The sequence below is a fragment of the Labrys sp. 22185 genome (genome assembly GCF_052045555.1).
Taxonomy (GTDB): Bacteria; Pseudomonadota; Alphaproteobacteria; order Rhizobiales; family Labraceae; genus Labrys; species Labrys neptuniae.
In genome coordinates, this window is record NZ_JBQEPH010000003.1 from 67,518 (window position 1) to 87,642 (window position 20,125).

The following is a 20,125-nucleotide window of genomic DNA, read 5'->3' on the forward strand; positions in this document are numbered from 1 at the left end:
GTCAGCGGCTCTGCGGCCACCTGGCGTGAAGGGTTAGCGTGCGCCCTCCCCGGCATTCTCGTTTCGTGGACCGGCCACGATCACCTCGGTGCCGGCCTCCTTGAGGCCGCCGGCGAGCGAGCCTTGCGGCTGCCTGTCGGTGACCAGGCGGTCGATCGCATCCCAGCGCGAGCAGATGGCGACCGCGAGCTGGTCGAATTTGGCATGATCGGCCACCACGATCGCCTCGGCGGCGCGCTGGACCATGGCGGCGTAGACGGCACCGGCCTCCTCGTCGGCATCGTAGATGCCGCGGGCACCCAGGCCCGTGGCCCCGACGATGGCGCGGTTGGCCTCGTAGCCGTTGATGCTGGCGATGGTCTGCGACCCCAACAGATAGCCTTCGCTGGCATGGAGGCGGCCGGCACAGAACAGCACGCGGATGGTCGGGTTGGTGCCGAGCGCCATCGCGGCGGCGAAATCATGGGTGATGACGGTGATGTCGCGGTTGCGGGCAGCCAGGAAGCGGGCGACGTGATAGGTCGTGGTGCCACCTCCCAGCATCAGCACTTCCTTGGGCAGGATCATGGCCGAGACGGCGGCGGCGATCGCCTCGCGCTCGGCGATCATCACGTGGCGGCGGTCGCTGCGTGACGGTTCATGGGCGAAGGGACGCGAGGCCCCGCCATAGGTGCGATTGATCAGGCCCTGCTCATGCAGTTCGAGCAGGTCACGCCGGATCGTCTCCCCGGAAACGCCGAGGGCTGCGGCCAGTTCCGAGGCACGCAAGGTCGGTGCGGCGGAGAGCTGCGCGATGATGCGCTGCTGGCGCACCTCCTTGGAAAGCCGGTCCCGTTCCTGGTTCGGCTGGACCGAACGGGAATATCTGTCTTCCTTCTCCGCGGACGGCGCATCGTTTGCCATCGAGAACCCCACCAATTGGCGTCACTACCGGAAACGGGACTTGGCGTCCTCTCTCATGATCTTGTGCCGATAAATGTGGAATGTCCACAAAAAATGCGGAACTTTCCTCACATCCACATGCAATCATCCAACCCGGCCGGTTTCATGTATTGACCAAACGGATAAATTTTGCGTCGTTTTTCGCATAGTTTGAGAGATGCGATGACACTCGCTCCTGATATTCTTCAAACTCTGTGCTGAGGGTGTTTGAAGATTGTGGAACCTCACACACAACTCGATGGTGGTTGCAAAGTTGCTCGTCTCCTCCGGGAGATGCCGTCAGCCATCCCCCGAACCCGCCTGGACCCTGCCATGCAGATCGAGAAGGAAATCCTCGCCCTCAACGCCTATGACCCGCAAGCGGCCAAACCGAGCGACGAGCAGGCGCGCCGCGCCGTGGAGCGGCGCCTTGGCACTTTCGGGCAAGGAGCGGTGCTGTTCTATCGGGAGCCCATCGAGGCGGTGAGCGCCGAGGGCGTGTGGATCCAGGGGGCGGATGGCAGGCGCTATCTCGACGTCTACAACAACGTACCCTCCGTCGGGCATTGCCATCCGCGGGTGGTGGAGGCGATCCGGCAGCAGGTCGGCAGGTTGAACATCCATACGCGCTATCTCAATGCCGTCGTCGACGACTATGCCGAGCGCCTGCTGGCGACCCTGCCGGAGGCGATCGGCAATCTGGTCCTCACCTGTACCGGGAGTGAAGCCAACGACCTTGCCCTGCGTGTCGCCCAGGCGGCGACCGGTGGCACCGGCTTCATCGTCAGCGAGATGGCCTATCACGGCAACACGGCGGCCGTGACCGACATTTCGCCGTCGTCGCGCCCCGGCCGCCCGCTCGCACCGCATGTGCGCACCGTCCCGGCGCCCGATTCCTATCGCAAGCCGGACGAACATCCCGGCGAGGTCATGGCCGCCGCCGTGATGGCGGCAATCAAGGAGATGGCGAGCAAGGGCATCCGCTTTGCCGGCATGATCGCCGATACCATCTTCTCGAGCGATGGCGTCCACGCCGACCCGCCCGGCCTGCTGGCCCCGGTCATCGCCGCCGTCCACGCCCAGGGCGGCCTTTTCATCGCCGATGAGGTCCAGCCGGGCTTCGGGCGCACCGGCGATGCGCTCTGGGGCTTCCAGCGCCACGGCATCGTCCCCGACATCGTCACCATGGGCAAGCCTATGGGCAACGGCTTCCCCATGGGCGGCATGGCGCTGAGACCAGACCTGCTCGCCGCGTTCAACGCCCGCGACAAATATTTCAACACCTTCGGCGGCAATCCCGTGGCCGCGGCCGCGGGCCTCGCCGTGCTCGACGTGATCAGGGAAGAGGGTCTCATCGAGAATGCCCGCAATGTCGGCCGTTATCTGTGCGACAGCCTGAGGGAGATCGCCAACCGCCATCTTGCCATCGGCGAAGTGCGCGGCGCCGGCCTGTTCATCGGCCTGGAATTCGTCACGGACCGCGAAAGCAAGACGCCGGCGCCGGAAACGGCCAGCGCCATGATCAACGGGCTGCGCGAGCGCGGTGTCCTGATCGGCGCCGCAGGCGCCTATGGCAACACTCTGAAGATCCGCCCACCCCTCTGCTTCCGCCGGGAGCACGCCGACACCTTCGTCGACCATTGCGATGCGGTCCTGGGCCAGATTCGCGGCTAGAAAAGCGACTTCACGGTCGCCTTTGGCAGGCAGTATTGACGCAAAACCATGCTGCGAAGCCTCGCAAGCAGCCTCAGGCCTCACTTACTCCACACCTGGATGATCACATTTGTTCAACCACGGTTGAGTAGGAGCGAGTCATGCATAGTTCGTCTCTCGTCGCGATCTTGTCGTTGTCGCTTGCGGCAGTAACATCGGCATCTGCGCAAATGCTCGGCGAGAAATACACGCGGTATCCCGACCAGCCGGCCTGCACGCTTTTCGTCTCCCTCGATAAAATCAAGTCAGGACGCCCGCTTCCTTCCGATTGCATCAAACTGCGGCAATTCCAGAAAGTGACCTATCAACGCAATGTCGGGGGTTACGAAGTCGTCGATGTCGGTGGCCGTATCTATTTTACCTTCGGAAACTGCAACTACGCCGGCAATACCAGCCCTTCAAAGAGCTGCTTCACCTTCAGGTCCAACGCCGCGGACATGAAGGCTGACGATGTCAAATCCGCCGAACGCAAGGCAGCAGACACCAAGCGGCGCCTGGACAAATGCCTGCAACCACAGGTGCCGGCCCGTCCTGGTGAGCAGAGGGCTGCGCCACGAAACTGCACGTCGCTTGCCGCGACATACAGGAACGACAAGATGAATTTGGATCGCATTCGCGCCCAATAGATTGTGTGCTGCGCGCCGCCCGGCGCTGTAGGATGGGTCCGCTTCGTCCCGAACACAGGAGGCTTCGATTATTGAAGATCCCATTGCGCGCCTGCGGCTGCGGTTTATCGAACGCGCGCATGGCCAGCTCGCTGCCCTGAAGACGCTTGCCGACGACCAAATAGCAGTTCCTTCGGAAAAACACGCAGATCTCGTCAGGATCGCGCATTCGCTGTCGGGTGCCGGCGGCACTTTCGGCTTTCCCGAGGTGAGCCGCTGCGCATTCGAGCTTGAAACGGCCCTTACGGCGCCCGACGGCACGGATCAGGTCGCCATTCAGCAGCACCTCGCTCGGCTTATCGCAGAACTCGAATCAGCCTTGGCATGATGGGGCGGCAAAGCGCTATTTGCGTGCCCCCGACAGACCCGTCCTGGTCATCTCGCCCCAGTTCTGGTCGGAACGCAGATATTGCCACCACCCTTTGATGCGCCAGAAATTGTTGAGCTGACGGTAGCCGAAATTCTCGACCACGGCAGCCAGGGTCAGGATGGCCAGATCACGCGCTCGCGGGAAGCGCTGCAGTTCCATTTCCTCCAGCACCAGCGACCCGACGCTGACGCACACGCCATAGACGAAGACCAGCGCGGCAAAGGCCAGCATATAGGGCGTGGACAGGAAGCCGAGGAACCAGCTCACCGGGATCAGGACATAGCCCAGCACCTCGGCGATCGGCCCGAGCACGTCGACCACCAGGATGTGGCCGAGGCCGAGGAAGCCCACGCGGCCATAGCGCGGCCTGAACAGCATCGAGCGATAGCGAAAGAAGCATTCGAGCGCGCCACGTTGCCAGCGTGAACGCTGGCGGCCGAGAATGCCAAGCGTTTCCGGCGCCTCCGTCCAGCATACCGGTTCGGGAATGAACTGGATGCGATAGGGCCGCCCCGCATCGATCATGTGGCGATGAAGCTTGATGACGAGATCGAGATCCTCGCCCATCGAGCCCTTGGTGAAGCCTCCGACGGCGACGACCTCGGCCCGGCGAAACACCCCGAAGGCGCCCGAGACCAGCATCAAGGTATTGATGCGGCTCCAGGCCAGCCGTGCCATCAGGAAGGCGCGCAGATATTCGACGATCTGGAACAGCGGCAGCCAGCGCCTGGGCAGGTTGACCTCCTGCACCCGGCCGCTTTCGATGCGCGAACCGTTGGCGATGCGAATGGTTCCGCCCACTGCGATCACACGCTCCGGATCCTCGATGAAGGGCTGGACGGCGCGCATCAGCGCATCCGGCTCCAGGATCGAGTCCCCGTCGATGACGCAGAAGACAGGCGCCCGGCAGACATTGATGCCGGCATTCTGCGCATCCGCCTTGCCGCCATTCTCCTTGTCGACCACGAACAGCCTTTCGTTCATGGGCGAGGAGTAGAGGCCACGGATCGGCTTGTGCTTGAGGGCGTCTTCATGTGGCCGCTGGAACTTCACCAGCCGAAAGCCCTCGATCAGACGCTGCAATGTCTGATCCTTGGAGCCGTCATTGACCACCACCACTTCGAAATTGGGATATTCGAGCGCCAGCATCGAATGGACGCTCTCGACGATGTTCATTTCCTCGTTATAGGCAGGCACGATCAGGGCGATCGGCGGCGCGATATCGGCATAGCGATGCCATAGCAGAGCCGAGCGCGTAACGGGCGGCCGCCGCGAAAGCGCATAAGCGGCCACCAAGAGCTGCAGCAGATAGACCAGCGTCTGAATCAGGCCGAGGGCAATGATGAGCCAGGCGAGGATGCCCGCTCCTAGCGTAGCGTAGTGAGCCCAGTCCGACATCATGCAGGTCCTTCCGCGAGAACGAGCGAGGCGATGCGCTGGCGAAGGGAGGTCTCACCCGCGGCGACTTCGCGCAATCTGTCCTCGCCCAATGGCGGGATGCCGCGCATGGCTTTTGCAGCCGTGTAGCTCACCATCCAGATATCGTCGTCCAGCAGCACGAGGAGAGGCGCGACGAAATCCGGCAGCCCCAGGCGACCGGCGGCCTCGGCCGCCTCCGCCCGGACGCTCCAGTCGCCATGGGCCATGGCTTCGGTGAGAACGGGGACGGCATCGGGATGGCCGAGCAAACCCAGGGCCCGGACTGCCGCTGCCGCGACGTCGGGAATGGCCTCCTTGGCTGCCTGCTGGAAGAGGTCATTGAGCCTATGGTCGCCCGTCCGGGCCAGGGCCTCGATCGCCGCAGACTTGACGAAGGTCGTGGTATCGGGACGGGCAATATGGGCCTTCAATTCATCGAAACGATCGGCCGGCAGACGCCTGAACAAATCGACCAGGCGCCGGGAGCGCTGGCCGGTCAGGCCGATCTGGCGCAAGACGACATCGAGTGGAGGCAACGCGTCAAGATCGCAAAGAGCGATCGCAGCCGCAAGACGCACCTCCCGAGAGCGATCACGTTCCAAAGCCGTCTGCAGCGCGCCTGCCGTGTCGTTCGACTTGAACTTGGCCAACATCTCGGCGGCATGAATGCGCGCAGCGGCATTGCCCTTGCGAAGTTGGCGACCTGCTTCGGCGGGCAGATCACACTCGGCAAAAAGTGCGATGACGGCATCATGCTCGTCTCCCCGCAACAGGGCCAGGAACTCGAAACCCGCATCCAGGGCCACGCGTGGCGGAACGCCGGCGACCACTTGCTTCAGGACCTGACGGTCGCGGTCGTGCGAGAAGGTGATCAATGCCCTGAGCACGGTCTGGCGGGCTTGTGCCTCGGCCGCCTTCCGGCGCTGCTTGAGCAGGCGCCGAAGGATCAGGATGCCCATGACCAGGAGCGACAAGACGCTCAGGACAATCGAAATGGACCATATCAGCCAGAGCATGATCAGAACCGGGCGGTCAGGCCAAGACCGAAGGTATTGCGATCGAAGGCCCGGCGCCTTTCATGGGCGAAGCTGGCCCTCAGCGTCAGGTCGTCGGTAAGGTCATAGGCAGCACCACCGAAGACGGAGCGGGTTGGCACCAGGGAGCCGTCCGAAATCTCGGGAGCATCGGCATAGCCCGCGAACAGCGACAATCGCGGCGTCACCACGACATCGGCCCGAAGCACATAGCCGTCGGCGCGGGTATCGGCATCATCGCGCGCGTGCACCCAGCGGGCCGAAAGGCCGAGGCGGCCATCAAAGACATAACCCTGGATCCAGGGCGAAATCGTCGTCACCCGCGTGTCTGCGAAATCGTCATAACGGGCATCGACATTGAGAAACAGCGGGCCGACGCCGTTCGTGCGGGAAACCGCCTGCCAGGAAGCACCGGTGCCGACGGAATAGCGGGCCAGAAAATCCGCACTCGGTGTCGCGGCGACCAGGGCATAGGCCGAAAATCGCGAGGAGAAAGCGTGGTCGACACGCCCTTCGACCTGCAGGTCCGTCTGGCCGAAACGCGTGGCGAGACGGGTCTTGCCCGAAACGGTGGTGCTGGGCGTCAGGCGGTAGGACAGGCCGACGATGCTGTCCGTCCAGTTTCCCTGCCCCGCCGTCAAGGCGCTGACCTCGCTGCCGATGTCGAAACGCCATTTGCGAGGCGGCGGCACGGCCAGTCGCTGCGCGATATCCTGGGAATGGGGCTCGATGGCCAAAGCCTGGCGATAGGCCTGTCGCGCCGCATCGTCATCGCCCTCTGCCCGGCTGATATCGCCAAACCCCACCAGGGCCTCGCTGTTGCGAGGCTCCCGCGCCAGGACCTGTTGGTAGACCCGGGCCGCGCGAGCATGGTCGCCTTCGAGCATGGCGATCCGCCCCGCGAGGACAAGGGCTTCCGAATTGCCGGGTGCGTCGGCCAGGATGGCGTCGACGCGGGTCCTGGCAAGCGCGACATCGCCTTGCCAGAGGGCGAGCCGCACCTTGCCGAGCCTGGCGTCGAGCAAGGAAGGCCTGATCCGAAGAGCGGCATCGAAGAAATGGCCTGCCTCCTCGAACTTCTGCTGGAAGCCAGCGACCAGGCCGAGCGCTACCAGCACGTCCGTATTGCGTGGCGCATGCCTCAGCGCATCGCGATAGACCTGCTCGGCCTCAGCAAAGCGCCCGGCATTTCTGAGCTTCCGGCCCTTCTCCAGCAAGGCCGCAACGGGATCTGGACGAGGCTTGGATGGGTGAGGCTTGGATGGGCGAAAAGCCTTGGCGGGGCCGGGTTTTACAGGTCTGGCGGTCGCCGCCTGCTTCTTCGCTGCCTGCGCCTTGCGGAGATTGGCGAGAAGCTGTGCAAAATCGCCATTGTCGGGATGCTCCTGCGCGAGCGGTTCGACGAGCCCGAGCGCCGCATCCAAATTCCCGGAGCGGAACTCGATCTCCGCCAGCCCGAACTTGGCGTCCGCATAGGCAGGTGCGAGGGCAAGCGTCTTGGCGAAGGATTCGCGGGCAGCCGCAAGATCGTTGCGGCCGAGTTCGACGAAGCCCAATTGCACGAGGGCATCTGTATTGTCGGGCTTTTGTGCCAAGACACGTCTGAACAGATCGGCAGCCTCATCAAAATGCTGCTGCTGACGGGCCTTGACGCCGGAAGCATAGAGCTCATCGGAGGTCTGGGCCGAAGCAGCCTGCCCGAGCGCCAGAAGAAGCGTCAATGCGACGACGCCCGCCCGCCCTTTCATCCGCGCCTGCCCTGCCGCCGCGAAACCAGGCGTGCCAGCCGCGCCAGTAATTCCTCGGGAATGAAGGGCTTGACCAGATAGTCGTCCGCCCCCTTCTCCAGAGCGGAAACGATGTCCTTTTCCCCCTTGCGGGCCGTCAGCATCACAACCGGAATCGCAGACAGGTCGGGATCGTTCTTGATGCGGGCCAGAACCTCGAATCCGTCCGATTTCGGCATCATGGCATCGAGTACGACGATATCCGGCCGCTCCCCTCCGACCCGGGAAAGCGCTTCCGCACCATCGACCGCCTTGACGACGTCATAGCCCTTTGCCTGCAGCCGAAACTCCATGAGCTCCAGCAACAAGGGGTCATCGTCGCAGATCAGAACCTTTGTCTTCGCAGCACTCACTTGCACTGTCCCACGTCAACCGTCACTGCCCCGGCCCCGGCCCAAGCAATTCATGGATCAGCAAACCACCGAACCCAGGCCATGCCGACAATGTCCGCTCAAGCCTTCTTCGAGCCTCTGCCAGGGTCTGGCGAGCATTCATAAAGCTGATTCGCGATGAATTCACCTCAACTTCGTGACTTAGCGAAAAAACAGGTTTAGTTTTTGAATCGGAGATCTGTTCGGTCAGTATTCGTACAGCGCGCCCATCTTCTGAGCGATCAAGCAGAACCTCGCCGCGCTGTGCTCGAACATATGTTCTGTGATATTCGTCGGGAACTGTACCGTTTTCGAGCGCGATGCCAACCGGAATTGCATCAGCGCCCTGCCAATTCAGCCATGGCTGCGCGATTTGCTCGACGATTGCCGGGTCGGTGCGATAGGCCATTACGGCAATTGACCCGATCGATCCACGCACACTTTCCAGAGCCTGCTCGCCCGCCGCATCTTCGATCATCCAGAAGGGCACCACCACTTCGATGGGCTCGCCAAACACCTGCGAAAGCGCTTTGACGGTCGTCGCCCACTCACGCCATCCGGTAGCACGATCGGCGGCATATTCGGGCCGGAGATAGGGCTCGATATCATATTGGAACGAACGCAGCCCAGGAGCGGCCTGTTTGAAGCGCTGCAATATCCTGGCCCGGTCGAGTGCATGGGCGCGCCCGGCAGACGTGGCCATTGCCGCATCGCCCTCTACCGCATGCACGGCGATATCGGCGCGAGCGAGCACATCGATCAAACTGACAATCTGGGCAGCGTCCTCGACCTGCCCCCCCTCGATGCGCAATTGCACATAGAGACGATCGACCCCCTCGCGCCGGGCTTCGTCCACCAACCGTCCGGGATCGGCGAGCCAGGGTCGCAGGTCCCAGATCCAGCTCCCGACTCCCCGATGGTCTCCGACACTATCGGGGACCAGCTGCAAAGCCGAGATCGTCGCCGTCGCGTCGCCCTGCGGGCAGGTCACCACCAGGTTGCGGACACCGTCGGTGTTACGCCAGGTTGCCGAAGGGATGGACGAAGGCAGGGCCTGCATGCCGCCGGAGGGGCGCTCGGGCGCATCCTCGCCCGGCGCGGTCAGGGCCAGGCCGAAACCGGTCGAACCTTGCCCCTCGATGCGCAACGCCCCCCGCATGCCGGGCGGGAGCCGGTATCCGGCCGCGCTGAATACCACGCCGGCCGGTCGACGCCCCGGGGAGCATCGGATCACGACCCCCGCTATATCCGACGACAGTTGGACGCGCTCCTCCACCCCAAAAACGCGATGATCGAGCAGAGGGAGCAAATTGGCCTCGAAGGGAAAGGAGGCCGGCCGTGATGGCCGCTTGCTGTCCTCCTGCCCAGGCCGGACGACCTCGGTCGGCTTGAAAAGTCCATTCTTCTTCACACCGATGACGACGAGCTTTTCGGGTGTGGCCGCAAGACCTGGCATGGGAAAGGACCATTCCTTGCCCTCCGAGGCGAAGGCAACCGACATGAACGGAGACAAGCACATGATCTCCATGGCAGCGAACAGGGCTAGCGAACAAGCCCGATTTTTCCATCCTGTCCGAATGAACCGCACCAGTCAGACCTTCACAAAAGCTGCCGGCCTGATCCACGCTCCTGAAGCAGTCTCTTCACATCCTTCGCCAACGCCATGGGATCAAACGGTTTTGCGATCACGCCGATCGCGCCCATGGCACGATATCGCACGACTTCATGCGTTTGGGTCCGGGCGGTGACGAAGGCGACCGGAATTGCAGCCGTTCGGGCCGATGCAGCCAGCTGGCGCAGCGTTTCCGGTCCGTCCATGCCCGGCATCATGACGTCCAGCAAAACCAGATCCGGCTGCCACTCTGCGGCATCGACGAGCGCCCTGCTGCCCGAGGCGGACGAACGCACCTCGAATTGCGGTTCGAGCTCCAGGGAGATCTGGGCAATTTCCCGGATGTCATCCTCGTCGTCGACATAAAGGATCTTGGTCGGCATCGATTCACTCCCCGGGGGTCGTCGCATGGATATGAATATCGAAGGTCGGCAGCAAGTTCTTGACGAGCCTTGCCACATCCAGCTCGGACGTCTTGGTCTTGGTCATGATCGCCCTGACGCGATCGCCGAGATTTTGGTCGAGCTCCACGGCCGAGAACACGATGACCGGCGTCTCGGGCGGCAGATCCTTCAGGAGGTCGAGCCCGGACCCATCCGGCAGCCCGATGTCGAGAATGACCAGATCGAAGCGCTGCAGCGCAATCGCCTCCTGGGCCTGCACCAAGGAGCGGGCCGAGGAAATGCAGACATCCGGCCCCAACCCTTCCGACATCACGGTCAGGACACCCTCGTCATCCTCGACATGCAGGATGTTGGGCCGACGATCGAGCTTGCGGGTGACGATCTTTTCGAGCGCGGCATGAAGACGATCGGGGTCGACGGGTTTCTCCAGCCAGTCCACGATCCCGATCGCCGATCCGTTGAGGGAGCGCCGGGTTTCGTCGGCGACTGCCGAGATCACGATGACGGGAATGTCGGCATTGGTGGCGGAAGCTCGAATATGGCGGAAGAGCTCGATGCCCGATTCCCCGGCCAGCTTGATGTCCAGCGTCATCGCCACATAGTCGCGTGTGCGCAGAAGGGTCTTGGCCGAGGCGATGTCGGGGGCGACATCACTGGTGAAATTTTCCGCATCGAGAAGCATGGCAAGCACAGCGGAAATGTCGGCCTCGTCTTCGCAGATCAGTACCCTGAGCCGGTTGTCCCGCTTGCGCACGATGACAGCCGGTTCCGGCCTGGGCGGCCGTTCCGCTTCCAGGAGGTCGACGTGAAAGGCCGTGCCGGTTCCCTCTCCTGTTTCGAAAGAGAGGCTGCCGCCGAGCTTTTCGACAATGGTCTTGGCAATACTCAAGCCAAGGCCAGTGCCACCCTTGCTGCGGGTGTTCGAGGCATCAGCCTGGGCAAATTTCTCGAAAATCTGATCCTGGAAAGTGTCCGGAATGCCGCTGCCGCGATCGATCACAGATATGCGCAGCTTTCTGCCCGGCTGGCGCTGCAATCGGAGGATTACCGTCTCGCCGTCGGGTGAGAACTTGATGGCGTTGGACAGGAGATTGGCCAGGACCTGATGCAGCCGGTCCGGATCGAGAACGGCTTCCGCACGAGGGGCGTCGTCCATCAGAGCGATGCGGATCTGCTTTTCGGACATGTAGTTGGTGCTGCCCGCGATGGCTTGCTCCAGAACCGGGCGCAGCGCCGTCCTGGTGACCTGGAACACCATCTTGCCCGACTCGATCTTTTCCATGTCGAGGATATCGTTGATGAGATGAACCAGCCGCTCGCTGTTGGTGTGGGCGATCTTGACGAGATTGGCGGTCTTTGGAGGCAGCGCACCCGTGACACCGGCGGCGATGAGGCCGAGAGAGCCGCGGATCGAGGTCAGAGGCGTCCGCAATTCATGGCTGACGGTGGAGATGAATTCGTTCTTGAGCTGGGCCGCACGCCTTTGCTCGGTCACGTCGCGATTATAGGTGATGATGCCGACGATCCGCCCGGCCTCGTCACGGAACGGCGCTTTCAATGTCGCTATCCAGCCCTTCCGCTCGTCCGGAAACACGGCCGGCTGATCGATCCGCACCGTCTCGCCACGCTCCAGGGTCGACACTTCGTCCTGTCGGAACTTCTCCGCCAGATCCTTCGGAAAGAAATCGAAATCCGTCTTGCCGATCAGGGCGTCCACCGAGCCGGCCCGCATGAATCTGGCCGTTGCGGGATTGGCGGCGATGAAACGGCCCTGACTATCCTTCACATTGAGGCAATCCGGCAGCTCTCGCACCATCGCACTGAAGATCAAATTGGCTTCCGCCAGTTCGCGTCGACGCCATTGCCTGTCGAGCAGGACGCCAATGATGATCTGGCTGACGAAGACGAACGACAGCAGCGGCAAGCCGGCCTGTTTGAAAATCTCAAGACCGGCATGTGATGGAAACAGCATGAAGCCGATGGCGCTGCCGGCCGCGACCGCAGCACCCAACCCCAGAATATCTACCGACTTCCGGCGCCGGCCGCCAATGGCGTAGTGATAGCCCAGCCCGACGGCTGCCGAGATCAGGATGCCTGTCACACCCGGCCATGCCCCTGCGCCGCCGAGATAGAGCCGGAAGGCGATCGCGCACAGGGTGGCAATGGCAGCCGCTCTCCATCCTCCGAAAAAGGCGGCGGAAGCGATGAAGGCGGACCGCAGATCGACGATGAAGCCGGAGGCGATCGGCATGGCCAACAGCATGGATATTATGGCCCCGCCCGCCATCACCGCACCCAGGAGGAGATCCTGAACTTTCCTGGATGTCCGCCTGGCGAGATCCGAAATGATGTCCCATCCCACCAGAAATATCGAGACGAGTGCAAGGTTTGCCAGGAGTGATTGCCAGATCGTACCCATACCGGCCCCAAATCTTGATCGGACTATTCGCCGTCGACCATCGCAGATGGAAATCTTCCGGCAATCAACTCACCGATATCACAGGTGAGATGCGACGATAGTCCAGCCTTTCCCAATGGGCCAGTCCGGGATCTGAAGTGTCCGCCTTCACCCCGCGGAATCCACCAGGCCCGCGCCGGATGGTCCCGGCGTGTCATCAAACCATCATCCACCCCCGGCCATAGTGCTGCCCACAAACTGGCCGCGCAGCCGTTCGCGGCGGATGCGCCGTCGCCATGGCACGACTGATTCTGGCGGGGTAATGCAGCATGTCTTTTCGTATAGATCCGAACGCACGGTTTCGCTTCGATCCGATCCGGAATGTGAGCTTCGCGCTCCCCCCGCAGCAGCAGAAATTCTTCGAATCGCAGATCGACAAGGCCGTGCGCGAGCGGGCCGATGCCGGCGGACCCAAGCAGCTCGATCCGAAAACGGAGAAGACGGTCATCGTCGAGCAGGGCGACAGCCTCTGGAAGATCGCCGCCGAGAGCAATGTCAAGTTTGCGGACCTTATCGTGGCCAATAAGGGGCATCTCGACGCCAATGGCGAGGTGCTGCATCCCAATGATGTCGTCATCGTCCCCGAAAGCGCCCCCGAGCTGGTTGCCAAGTCCGCAGCCGGTACCGGCGGCGCGCCGTCCGGAGAGAAGGCCTTCCTCGACGATCTCTATGGCCAGGGCAACAAGCTCGGCTACCAGGACGGCATCTCCCTGGAGGAGCTGAAGGCCGGTGGTGCGGCGATCAAGGCCGATATCGGGGCCTATCTCGATGCCCTGCCGCCATCCCAGCGCCAGGCGGCTGCCTTACGGATCGCTGCCTATGACTGGTCGGATGGCGGCCCGGCCAGGGCCAGTGCCGAAGCGGCCATTCGCGAGCGCGGGCTAGAGACCGATCCCGAGGAGGCCTTTGCGAAAGGCCTCTACGAACGCGGCAACAAGGGCGCCGATTCCGACGATCCGAACTACGATTTCACGGCCGAGCAGAAACAACTCACTGCCGACACCAAGGCCTATCTGGGCGGCTTGCCGGAAGCCGAGCAGCCGGCCGCGCTGCAGCGCCTGTTCGATCGCGACTGGACGGATGGCGGCCCGGCGCAGAGCGCCATCGAAGCGGCCGGCAAGGATCTCGGCATCGCCCTGCGCCCCTCCGGCCATGCCGGGCCGCAGGTGGAAGCCGCAGCGCGCAAGATCATCGACGACGCCAATGCCGCAGGCAGCCCCGGCAAGGCGTTCGAGAAAATGGCAGAGGGCTACGCCACGGCGACACCCGAAGTGAAGCGGGCCATCGCCAATTCGCAGGATGCCCTCACCCTCATCCAGGCAGCCGCCGACGAAGCGACCCGGCAGCTGAAGAACTACGATCCCAAGACGGCGGTCAGCGACCAGGGCGATGCGGCGACCGTGATGTACAATCTGCGCGGCCTGGTGGACAAGGCCGACCCTGACCTCGCCGTGAAGCTGATGCAGGCCGCCCTGCCCACCATCGAGGCCGCCAATGCCACGCGTCAGCGCGAGATCGGCACCGATCTGATCGGCATGGAAGGCCTGTCCAACCTGATGGCGATCATCGACAAGATAGGCGACGCACCAGGCGCATCGACCATCGTCACGCGCTTCGCCGAGATCGGAAGCTACGACATCAACTCCATCCCCCAGGCCATCGCTGGCGGCTCGCGCCTGGATTACCCGCTTGCCCTCGGCTACCCGGTCGACGAAACCGTCATTCCCAATGTGCAGCAATTTGCGGCCGGCACCGTGAACAAGGATGTCGATGCCTATCTGGAACACACCAAGGAGCTGCAATATCTGATCGCCAGCAAGGGCCCGCTGATGACGCCCGAGCAGCTCACCCAGGCGATCGCCCACTACAAGACGGGCAAGGGCCCGCAATGGCAGCAGAAGGAGCAGGACCTCGCCGCCAAGATCCGCGAGGACGGCAAGAAGCTCCTGGTCCAGATCGACCAGTTGGGCAATCTGCCGCCCGAGCTCGCCCGGTATCAGAAACAGGCCAACGACGCCGTCGCCAAGCTGCTCGCCGACGACAAGACCGCGATGGCGCTCAACATGACGCTGACGCAGGAGCCGACCCTGCTCGGCCTGCCCAAGTTCGACAAGCTCGCAGGCACGCTGCGCCTGACGGACCGCGGCCGCAAGATCGTCGAGGAAGCGGCAACCCAGCTGATCCGGCGCACCGTGATCCCCGGCTTCGCCGATTTTGACCCAAGCAATCCGGCAACGTTCAAGAAGGTCGACGATGCGCTCGTCTCCTTCAAGGACGGCAGCATGGCCAAGATGCTCGGCGTCAAGCAGAGCGAGCTCGACAAGGCCGTCAAGCTGGTCGAGGATTCACTGCCAAAGGCCGGTGACACGCCCGCCGAAGTGGAGCGCAAGATGCGCCAGCTCAATGCAGGGCTGGACGACATCACCGACACCAATGGCATCAAGGCCTTCAAGAACGACACGACGCCGGGCAAGATCCTGCGCATCATCGGCACTGCCGCTACCCTGGCGGGCCTGGTCAATACCGGCGTCAACTTTGCCAATAATCCGACCTGGAAGGGCGGCCTCAAGATGGTGATCGACGCCGCCGGCGTCAGCCAGCGTGCGATCGAGCTCTCGCACGGCTTTGGCCTTCTCTCGGGTGGCAACAAGACGGTGGAGGTATTCGGATCCAGCAGCAAGCCGGCGGTGAAGGTTCTCGGTGCGGTCGGCGCTATCTTCGATGTCTGGAACGCGGTCGACTATTTCAAGGCAGGCGACCCGACGATGGGCAGCCTCTCCCTGGTCGCCGGCGGCGGCACGGTGATGGCCGCGCTCGGCACCGGCACCGCCTTCGGACCGATCGGGCTGGCCGTCGTCATCGGCGCTGTAATCGCCCAGTTCGTCGTGGCGGGCAATCGCGACAATCACGAATTCGAGACCGCCGACGCGACTGCCTTCCTCAAGCATGCCGGCCTGTCGGAGGAGGCTGCCACCGCCCTGAGGAACCAGAGCCGCGAAGGCTACAGCCCCGTGCCTCTCCTCATCCAATATGGCGAGCTCAAGGGCTTCAAGATGAACGATGCCGCCAGCCGGCAGGCCTTCATCGACTGGATCAACGCCATGCCCAAGGCGGCGCGCGACACGCTGGTGAGCAATCTGCACCATACGCTCGCCGGCCTTAAGGGCGATGCCACCAAGCTCACGGCGACGGCATCATCCGATTCAGCCTTTACGGATCCGGCACGCTTCAACGCCAAGGAGGATTTCACCGCACCCGACGACTATGGTTCGGGGGAGGTCACCGTACATATCGACAACACCGCCTCCAAGGTTCGCAACGGCGAAGCCAGCCCGGCCTCGGTTGCGCAGATCGACGTCGCCCTCACGGCACTCGGCATCGCCATTCCCGCGGCCTGAGCGGCTGGGCACCTTGCGGCCTTGGGACATCCCTTCGGCTGCCAAGGCCGATGGCTCGATACTAGACCAGCCCGTTCTTGACGAGGTGGGCGACGATGGCGGGGAAATAGTCCGCCTCGACATAGGCGCCCGGCGTCGTGCGCTCGAACAGGACTTCGGCCAAGGCCGCATCCTCGACGATCGCCAGATCCAGTTCGCGGGCTTGCGAGCGAAGGCTCGCGACGGCCGCCCCCTCGCCCTTGCCGACCACCACCGGAACGGGTGTTTCGCCGCGCACATAGCGCAGGCCCACCAAATGGTCGCGGCCGGCGACGACCAGCACCGCATTGGCAAGGCCGAGCTTGTAGGGCCGGCTGGTCACGTCGCGACGCTGGCGCTGTAACTCCTGTCGTATCAGAGGATCTCCTTCCAAGTCCTTGTGCTCTCGCTTGTATTCCGTCTTTGTCATGCGCATGTCGCGCAGGAAAAGCCCGCGCTGGATCGGCACGTCGATGAGGCCGACGACGATGAAGGCAAGCGCCGCCGCAGCCCCCAGGGGCGTGAGGATGGCCAGCAGCGTCGGCTCGAGGCAGGACTGGCCGCAGGCGGGAACCTCGAAGAGCGGTTGCAGCCAGGCGGCCATGATGGCGACGAAGACGGCCGCTAGCAGCAGCGTCTTCATCAGGCTCTTGGCGAACTCGACGACATTTCGCAGGGATGCGATGCGCTTCAGCCCCTTGGCAGGATTGACATGTTCGAATTGCGGCTTGAGCGGTTCGAAGGAAAACGCCGGCCCGCGCGTCGCGATGGTGCTGACCAGAATCGTCACGGCAACGACGACACCCGCCAGCGGCACCACGGTATAGAGAAGCGTGAGCATGGCCTGATGAATGAGGGCACTGGCGGTCTGGGCGAAGGGAGCCGATTGCGCACTCGCGACAAGCTCGGCGAATTGCTTGATGCGATCCATGATGCCGGACCCGGCAATATAGAGAAAAGCCAGCGCCGCGAAGATCGAGAAGCCTGAAACAAGGTCCCGGCTGTTGGAAACCTGGCCCTTGCGCCGTGCATCGCGCAGTTTTTTTTCCGAAGCGGGAAGCTTTTTCTCTTCGCTTTCCTGGGACATCTCAGCGCCCTATACCATGCGCGATAACGCTATTTCCTGCGCGGATGTGCATGTTCGCGAGGTTCCTCGTGGATGACCTGCGTATATGGTTTCCGCGGCAAGAGGCTTGCGATATGATCCGGCGGCTTTCAGGAGGATCGGCATGCGGCTGCGCACGGCGTTTTGTCCCGTCTTTGCGATGATGGTGCTTTCGGCCTGCACCACGGCGCATACTGCCAACACGCCCGCTGTCGGCCTGGGGAGCGCATCGAACACGCAATCCTCCCGCCTGATGCGGCTGGCTGCCGATGTCGAGTCGCATGGTGACAAGGGAACTGCGCTCGCCCTCTACGAAAGGGCAGCTGCAGCGCCGGACGCCTCCGCGACGGCCAATGTCGAGGTTGGCGATGCCTATGTCCGTGCCGGCTCCTATCCCAGCGCGATAAGCGCCTATCGCACCGCGCTGGCGAAATCGCCGAAGGATGGCAAGGCCCTGGTTGGGTTGGGCTCGGCCATGATGGCGACCGGCGACAACGAGGCCGGGCTGCGCGCCCTCGGCGAGGGCGCGCAGATCGTCAACACATCCAGCGCCTATAATCGGCTTGGCGTGGCGCAGACCGTGGCCGGCCAGACCGGCCCGGCCGAGGCCTCCTTCTCGCGCGCCCTGGCGCTGTCGCCCGCGGACCTCGACATCAAGGCCAATATGGCGCTCGCCGCGTCCCTCGCCGGCGACGCGCCGAAGGCGATGCCGTTCATCCAGCAGGTCGCCGCCGCTCCGGACGCGCAATTGCATCACAAACGCAACCTCGTGGTCTGCTACGGCCTGCTGGGCCAGGACAGCCAGGTCCGCTCCGCTCCGCCTGTCGGCCTTTCCAGCAGCGAGGTCGATGCGCTGCTGGCCCGCACCCGCTCGATCCGCGCCAAGTCCAGTCCCAAGGAGCGCGCCGAGGCGCTCGGCCTGATGAACGGCGGGGCCAGCGCCAGCTAAGCGATGGCCTGATGCTTCCCTGGACCAGAATCCGGTGCTAGTCGGAGGACTGTTGCGTTGCGCTGCCGCCGGCACCGCCGAGATTTTCCGATGAGGATGCATCCCCCTCTTTCTCCCCCAGCAGATATTTGCGGGCCGCGCGCGCGGTCGTGACGCCGGCAGCCGGGCCCATGCGCCGGCCTTCGACGAGATCCCCCTGCCTCTCGGTCATGCGCTGCAGGTTGTAGGCATTGGCACAACCCGGCGGCAGATGGGCTCCGAGATCGGGCATCGCCGCTTCCACCGTGCCCCAGGCCGGACGCTGGACATCGGCCGGGGGGCCAAGACAGGCATCGGGCACCAGCACCGAACCTGTCGCGCCCTTGGCCGAACCATGGCCGGCATTGGTCGCCACATAACTGTAGCCGGGGGAATAATCGGCCGTCGGGCCGGCCGAGCAACCGGCCAGTCCCATTACGCCGAGGAGAGCCACACCCCGGCAAAGACCCGCCCGCAGGAAATTCGCGCGCATCGCTCCCGTCCTTCCTATTTCACGATGAGGCCCATGCCGGCGGTATTCGCTGGCTTGCGAGCCTTCTTGTTTCGGGCGGGCCGGTCGATCGGGGTAGCAAGGTCATGGCCTCGCACCGGCTGGACGAGATAGGGCGTCACCAGGATCACCAGTTCGGTTTCCTCGCGTTGGAAACGCTCGGACTGGAACAGCGTGCCGAGCACGGGCACGTCACCCAGGAACGGGAATTTCTGCAGGCTTTTCGCGAATCTCTGCTGGAACAGCCCCGCGATCGCGAAGGTCTGCCCGCTTGCGACTTCCACCGTGGTATCGGCACGCCGCACCACGAAGCTCGGCAGGTTGAAGCCGTTCAGGCTGACACCGCCGGAATCGGAGATCGAGCTGACCTCCGGCTTGACGTGAATGGCAATGTGGTTGTTGGGGAGCAGGGTCGGGGTGAAGTTCAGCGAGACCCCGAAGGACTTGTATTCGACCGTCACGGTATCGCGGCTTTGCGGGATCGGCACGGGGATCTCGCCGCCGGCGAGGAAGCTTGCCGTCTGGCCGGTGACCGCGGTCAGGTTCGGCTCGGCCAGGATCTTGACGATGCCGTTGCGCTGCAGCGCCTCGATGAGCGCGCTGACATTGACGGCATTGGATCGCAGGCCAATGCCGAGATTGCCGCCGCCCTCGCTCACACCGCCGGTCTTCAAGAGGCCGAAGGAGAAGTTGCCCGAATTGGCGAAGACGCCCCAGTCGACGCCGAAGGACAGCAATTCAGAGCGCGAGATCTCCGCAAAGCGCACGCGGATGTTGATCTGCTGAGAGCCGGAGATGGTGGTGTCGTTGATCGGCGGCCGATCCGGCTGCGAGTAGGTACGCGCGACATCGTCGGTATCGAGCGCCTCGTCGACGCTGCCGGCATTGCCGCTGGCGACGATGCGGTCCCCGAAAATCGTGAGATTGGTCGCCCCGCGCGGCTGCATCACCTTCTGGGCCCGCTGGGCAGGCCGGGGATCGGTGCTGACCCGGAATTCCGTGGTCGCCTCGACCTTCTGGTCGGCCGTCACGGCGATCAGATTGGTCAGGCCCGGCTTCAGCCCGAAGACATAGACCAGTTGCGGCGAGACGATCTGCAGATCCGCAATGGTGGTATCAGCGACCAGGACGGATTCGACCGGCTGCTTGAAGCGGAACAGCCGCCCCTGCCCCACCGCGAGGTCGACGCTGGGCTTGCTCGGCAGGCTGGTCATGGTCTGGGCATGGGCGCCTTGCACCAGGCCCAGCAGAAGAAGCGCGAAAGCGGCAAGCACGGCCAGTTGCCGATACAGGAGAGACCAACCGATTTCCGGGGCGAGACCCGTTGCATGTGTGACCATGCAAAGGCCGGCCCTGCCGTGACTTGTCATTC

The 20,125-nt window shown here is 63.4% G+C and carries 16 protein-coding genes; 5 read left to right on the plus strand and 11 right to left on the minus strand.

What is annotated here, in order from left to right:
• Window positions 1–33: 33 nt before the first annotated feature.
• A complete protein-coding gene (locus ACTJKX_RS07800) occupies window positions 34–903 on the minus strand; it encodes a DeoR/GlpR family DNA-binding transcription regulator (protein ID WP_311943960.1) in 870 nt (289 codons plus the stop codon).
• Between the two features lie 351 nt (window positions 904–1,254).
• On the opposite strand from ACTJKX_RS07800, the gene ACTJKX_RS07805 reads away from it, so the two are divergent.
• The 3 genes from ACTJKX_RS07805 to ACTJKX_RS07815 all read left to right on the plus strand — a co-directional run bounded on the left by ACTJKX_RS07805 (window position 1,255) and on the right by ACTJKX_RS07815 (window position 3,627).
• Window positions 1,255–2,595 (plus strand): aspartate aminotransferase family protein, encoded by a 1,341-nt coding sequence (locus ACTJKX_RS07805; protein WP_440724910.1) that lies wholly within the window; start codon window positions 1,255–1,257, stop codon window positions 2,593–2,595.
• 140 nt (window positions 2,596–2,735) lie between these two features.
• On the plus strand, window positions 2,736–3,260 hold the full coding sequence (locus ACTJKX_RS07810; RefSeq protein ID WP_367626034.1) for a hypothetical protein: 525 nt from the start codon (window positions 2,736–2,738) through the stop codon (window positions 3,258–3,260).
• Window positions 3,261–3,357: 97 nt separating this feature from the next.
• Window positions 3,358–3,627 carry an Hpt domain-containing protein gene (locus ACTJKX_RS07815; RefSeq protein ID WP_440725153.1) on the plus strand — a complete coding sequence of 90 codons (270 nt, stop codon included), beginning with the start codon at window positions 3,358–3,360 and terminating at the stop codon, window positions 3,625–3,627.
• Window positions 3,628–3,642: 15 nt separating this feature from the next.
• On the opposite strand, the gene ACTJKX_RS07820 is transcribed toward ACTJKX_RS07815, so the two are convergent.
• The 7 genes from ACTJKX_RS07820 to ACTJKX_RS07850 form a co-directional block, all read right to left on the minus strand.
• Window positions 3,643–5,070 carry a glycosyltransferase family 2 protein gene (locus ACTJKX_RS07820; protein WP_394313581.1) on the minus strand — a complete coding sequence of 476 codons (1,428 nt, stop codon included), beginning with the start codon at window positions 5,068–5,070 and terminating at the stop codon, window positions 3,643–3,645.
• The gene (locus ACTJKX_RS07825) at window positions 5,067–6,104 is read right to left on the minus strand and encodes a HEAT repeat domain-containing protein (RefSeq protein WP_440724911.1); all 1,038 of its coding nucleotides are present in this window, start codon (window positions 6,102–6,104) and stop codon (window positions 5,067–5,069) included. The genes ACTJKX_RS07820 and ACTJKX_RS07825 overlap by 4 nt, the downstream gene beginning before the upstream one ends.
• A 2-nt stretch (window positions 6,105–6,106) precedes the next feature.
• Window positions 6,107–7,870, minus strand: coding sequence for a YaiO family outer membrane beta-barrel protein (locus ACTJKX_RS07830; protein ID WP_440724912.1), 1,764 nt, complete (start codon window positions 7,868–7,870; stop codon window positions 6,107–6,109).
• Complete coding sequence (locus ACTJKX_RS07835; protein ID WP_068281395.1) at window positions 7,867–8,262, minus strand: response regulator transcription factor; 396 nt, start codon at window positions 8,260–8,262, stop codon at window positions 7,867–7,869. Before ACTJKX_RS07835 ends, ACTJKX_RS07830 begins: the two co-directional genes overlap by 4 nt.
• 22 nt (window positions 8,263–8,284) lie before the next feature.
• A complete protein-coding gene (locus ACTJKX_RS07840) occupies window positions 8,285–9,793 on the minus strand; it encodes a hypothetical protein (protein ID WP_440724913.1) in 1,509 nt (502 codons plus the stop codon).
• Between the two features lie 86 nt (window positions 9,794–9,879).
• Window positions 9,880–10,275, minus strand: coding sequence for a response regulator (locus ACTJKX_RS07845; RefSeq protein WP_311943947.1), 396 nt, complete (start codon window positions 10,273–10,275; stop codon window positions 9,880–9,882).
• A gap of 4 nt (window positions 10,276–10,279) precedes the next feature.
• The gene (locus ACTJKX_RS07850; protein ID WP_440724914.1) at window positions 10,280–12,715 is read right to left on the minus strand and encodes an ATP-binding protein; all 2,436 of its coding nucleotides are present in this window, start codon (window positions 12,713–12,715) and stop codon (window positions 10,280–10,282) included.
• Between the two features lie 308 nt (window positions 12,716–13,023).
• On the opposite strand from ACTJKX_RS07850, the gene ACTJKX_RS07855 reads away from it, so the two are divergent.
• The gene (locus tag ACTJKX_RS07855; RefSeq protein WP_440724915.1) at window positions 13,024–16,152 is read left to right on the plus strand and encodes a LysM peptidoglycan-binding domain-containing protein; all 3,129 of its coding nucleotides are present in this window, start codon (window positions 13,024–13,026) and stop codon (window positions 16,150–16,152) included.
• 61 nt (window positions 16,153–16,213) lie between these two features.
• Here the strand turns inward: ACTJKX_RS07855 and ACTJKX_RS07860 are convergent, their stop codons facing one another.
• Window positions 16,214–17,257 (minus strand): EscU/YscU/HrcU family type III secretion system export apparatus switch protein, encoded by a 1,044-nt coding sequence (locus ACTJKX_RS07860; RefSeq protein WP_440724916.1) that lies wholly within the window; start codon window positions 17,255–17,257, stop codon window positions 16,214–16,216.
• Between the two features lie 142 nt (window positions 17,258–17,399).
• Between ACTJKX_RS07860 and ACTJKX_RS07865 the strand changes: the two genes are divergently transcribed.
• Window positions 17,400–18,224 (plus strand): tetratricopeptide repeat protein, encoded by an 825-nt coding sequence (locus ACTJKX_RS07865; RefSeq protein ID WP_311943942.1) that lies wholly within the window; start codon window positions 17,400–17,402, stop codon window positions 18,222–18,224.
• 37 nt (window positions 18,225–18,261) lie between these two features.
• Here ACTJKX_RS07865 and ACTJKX_RS07870 read toward each other — a convergent pair whose 3' ends face one another.
• Window positions 18,262–18,735, minus strand: a complete 474-nt coding sequence (locus ACTJKX_RS07870; protein WP_394313568.1) for a hypothetical protein — start codon at window positions 18,733–18,735, stop codon at window positions 18,262–18,264.
• A 14-nt stretch (window positions 18,736–18,749) separates the two neighbouring features.
• Window positions 18,750–20,123 carry a type II and III secretion system protein family protein gene (locus ACTJKX_RS07875; protein ID WP_311943940.1) on the minus strand — a complete coding sequence of 458 codons (1,374 nt, stop codon included), beginning with the start codon at window positions 20,121–20,123 and terminating at the stop codon, window positions 18,750–18,752.
• Window positions 20,124–20,125: the final 2 nt, after the last annotated feature.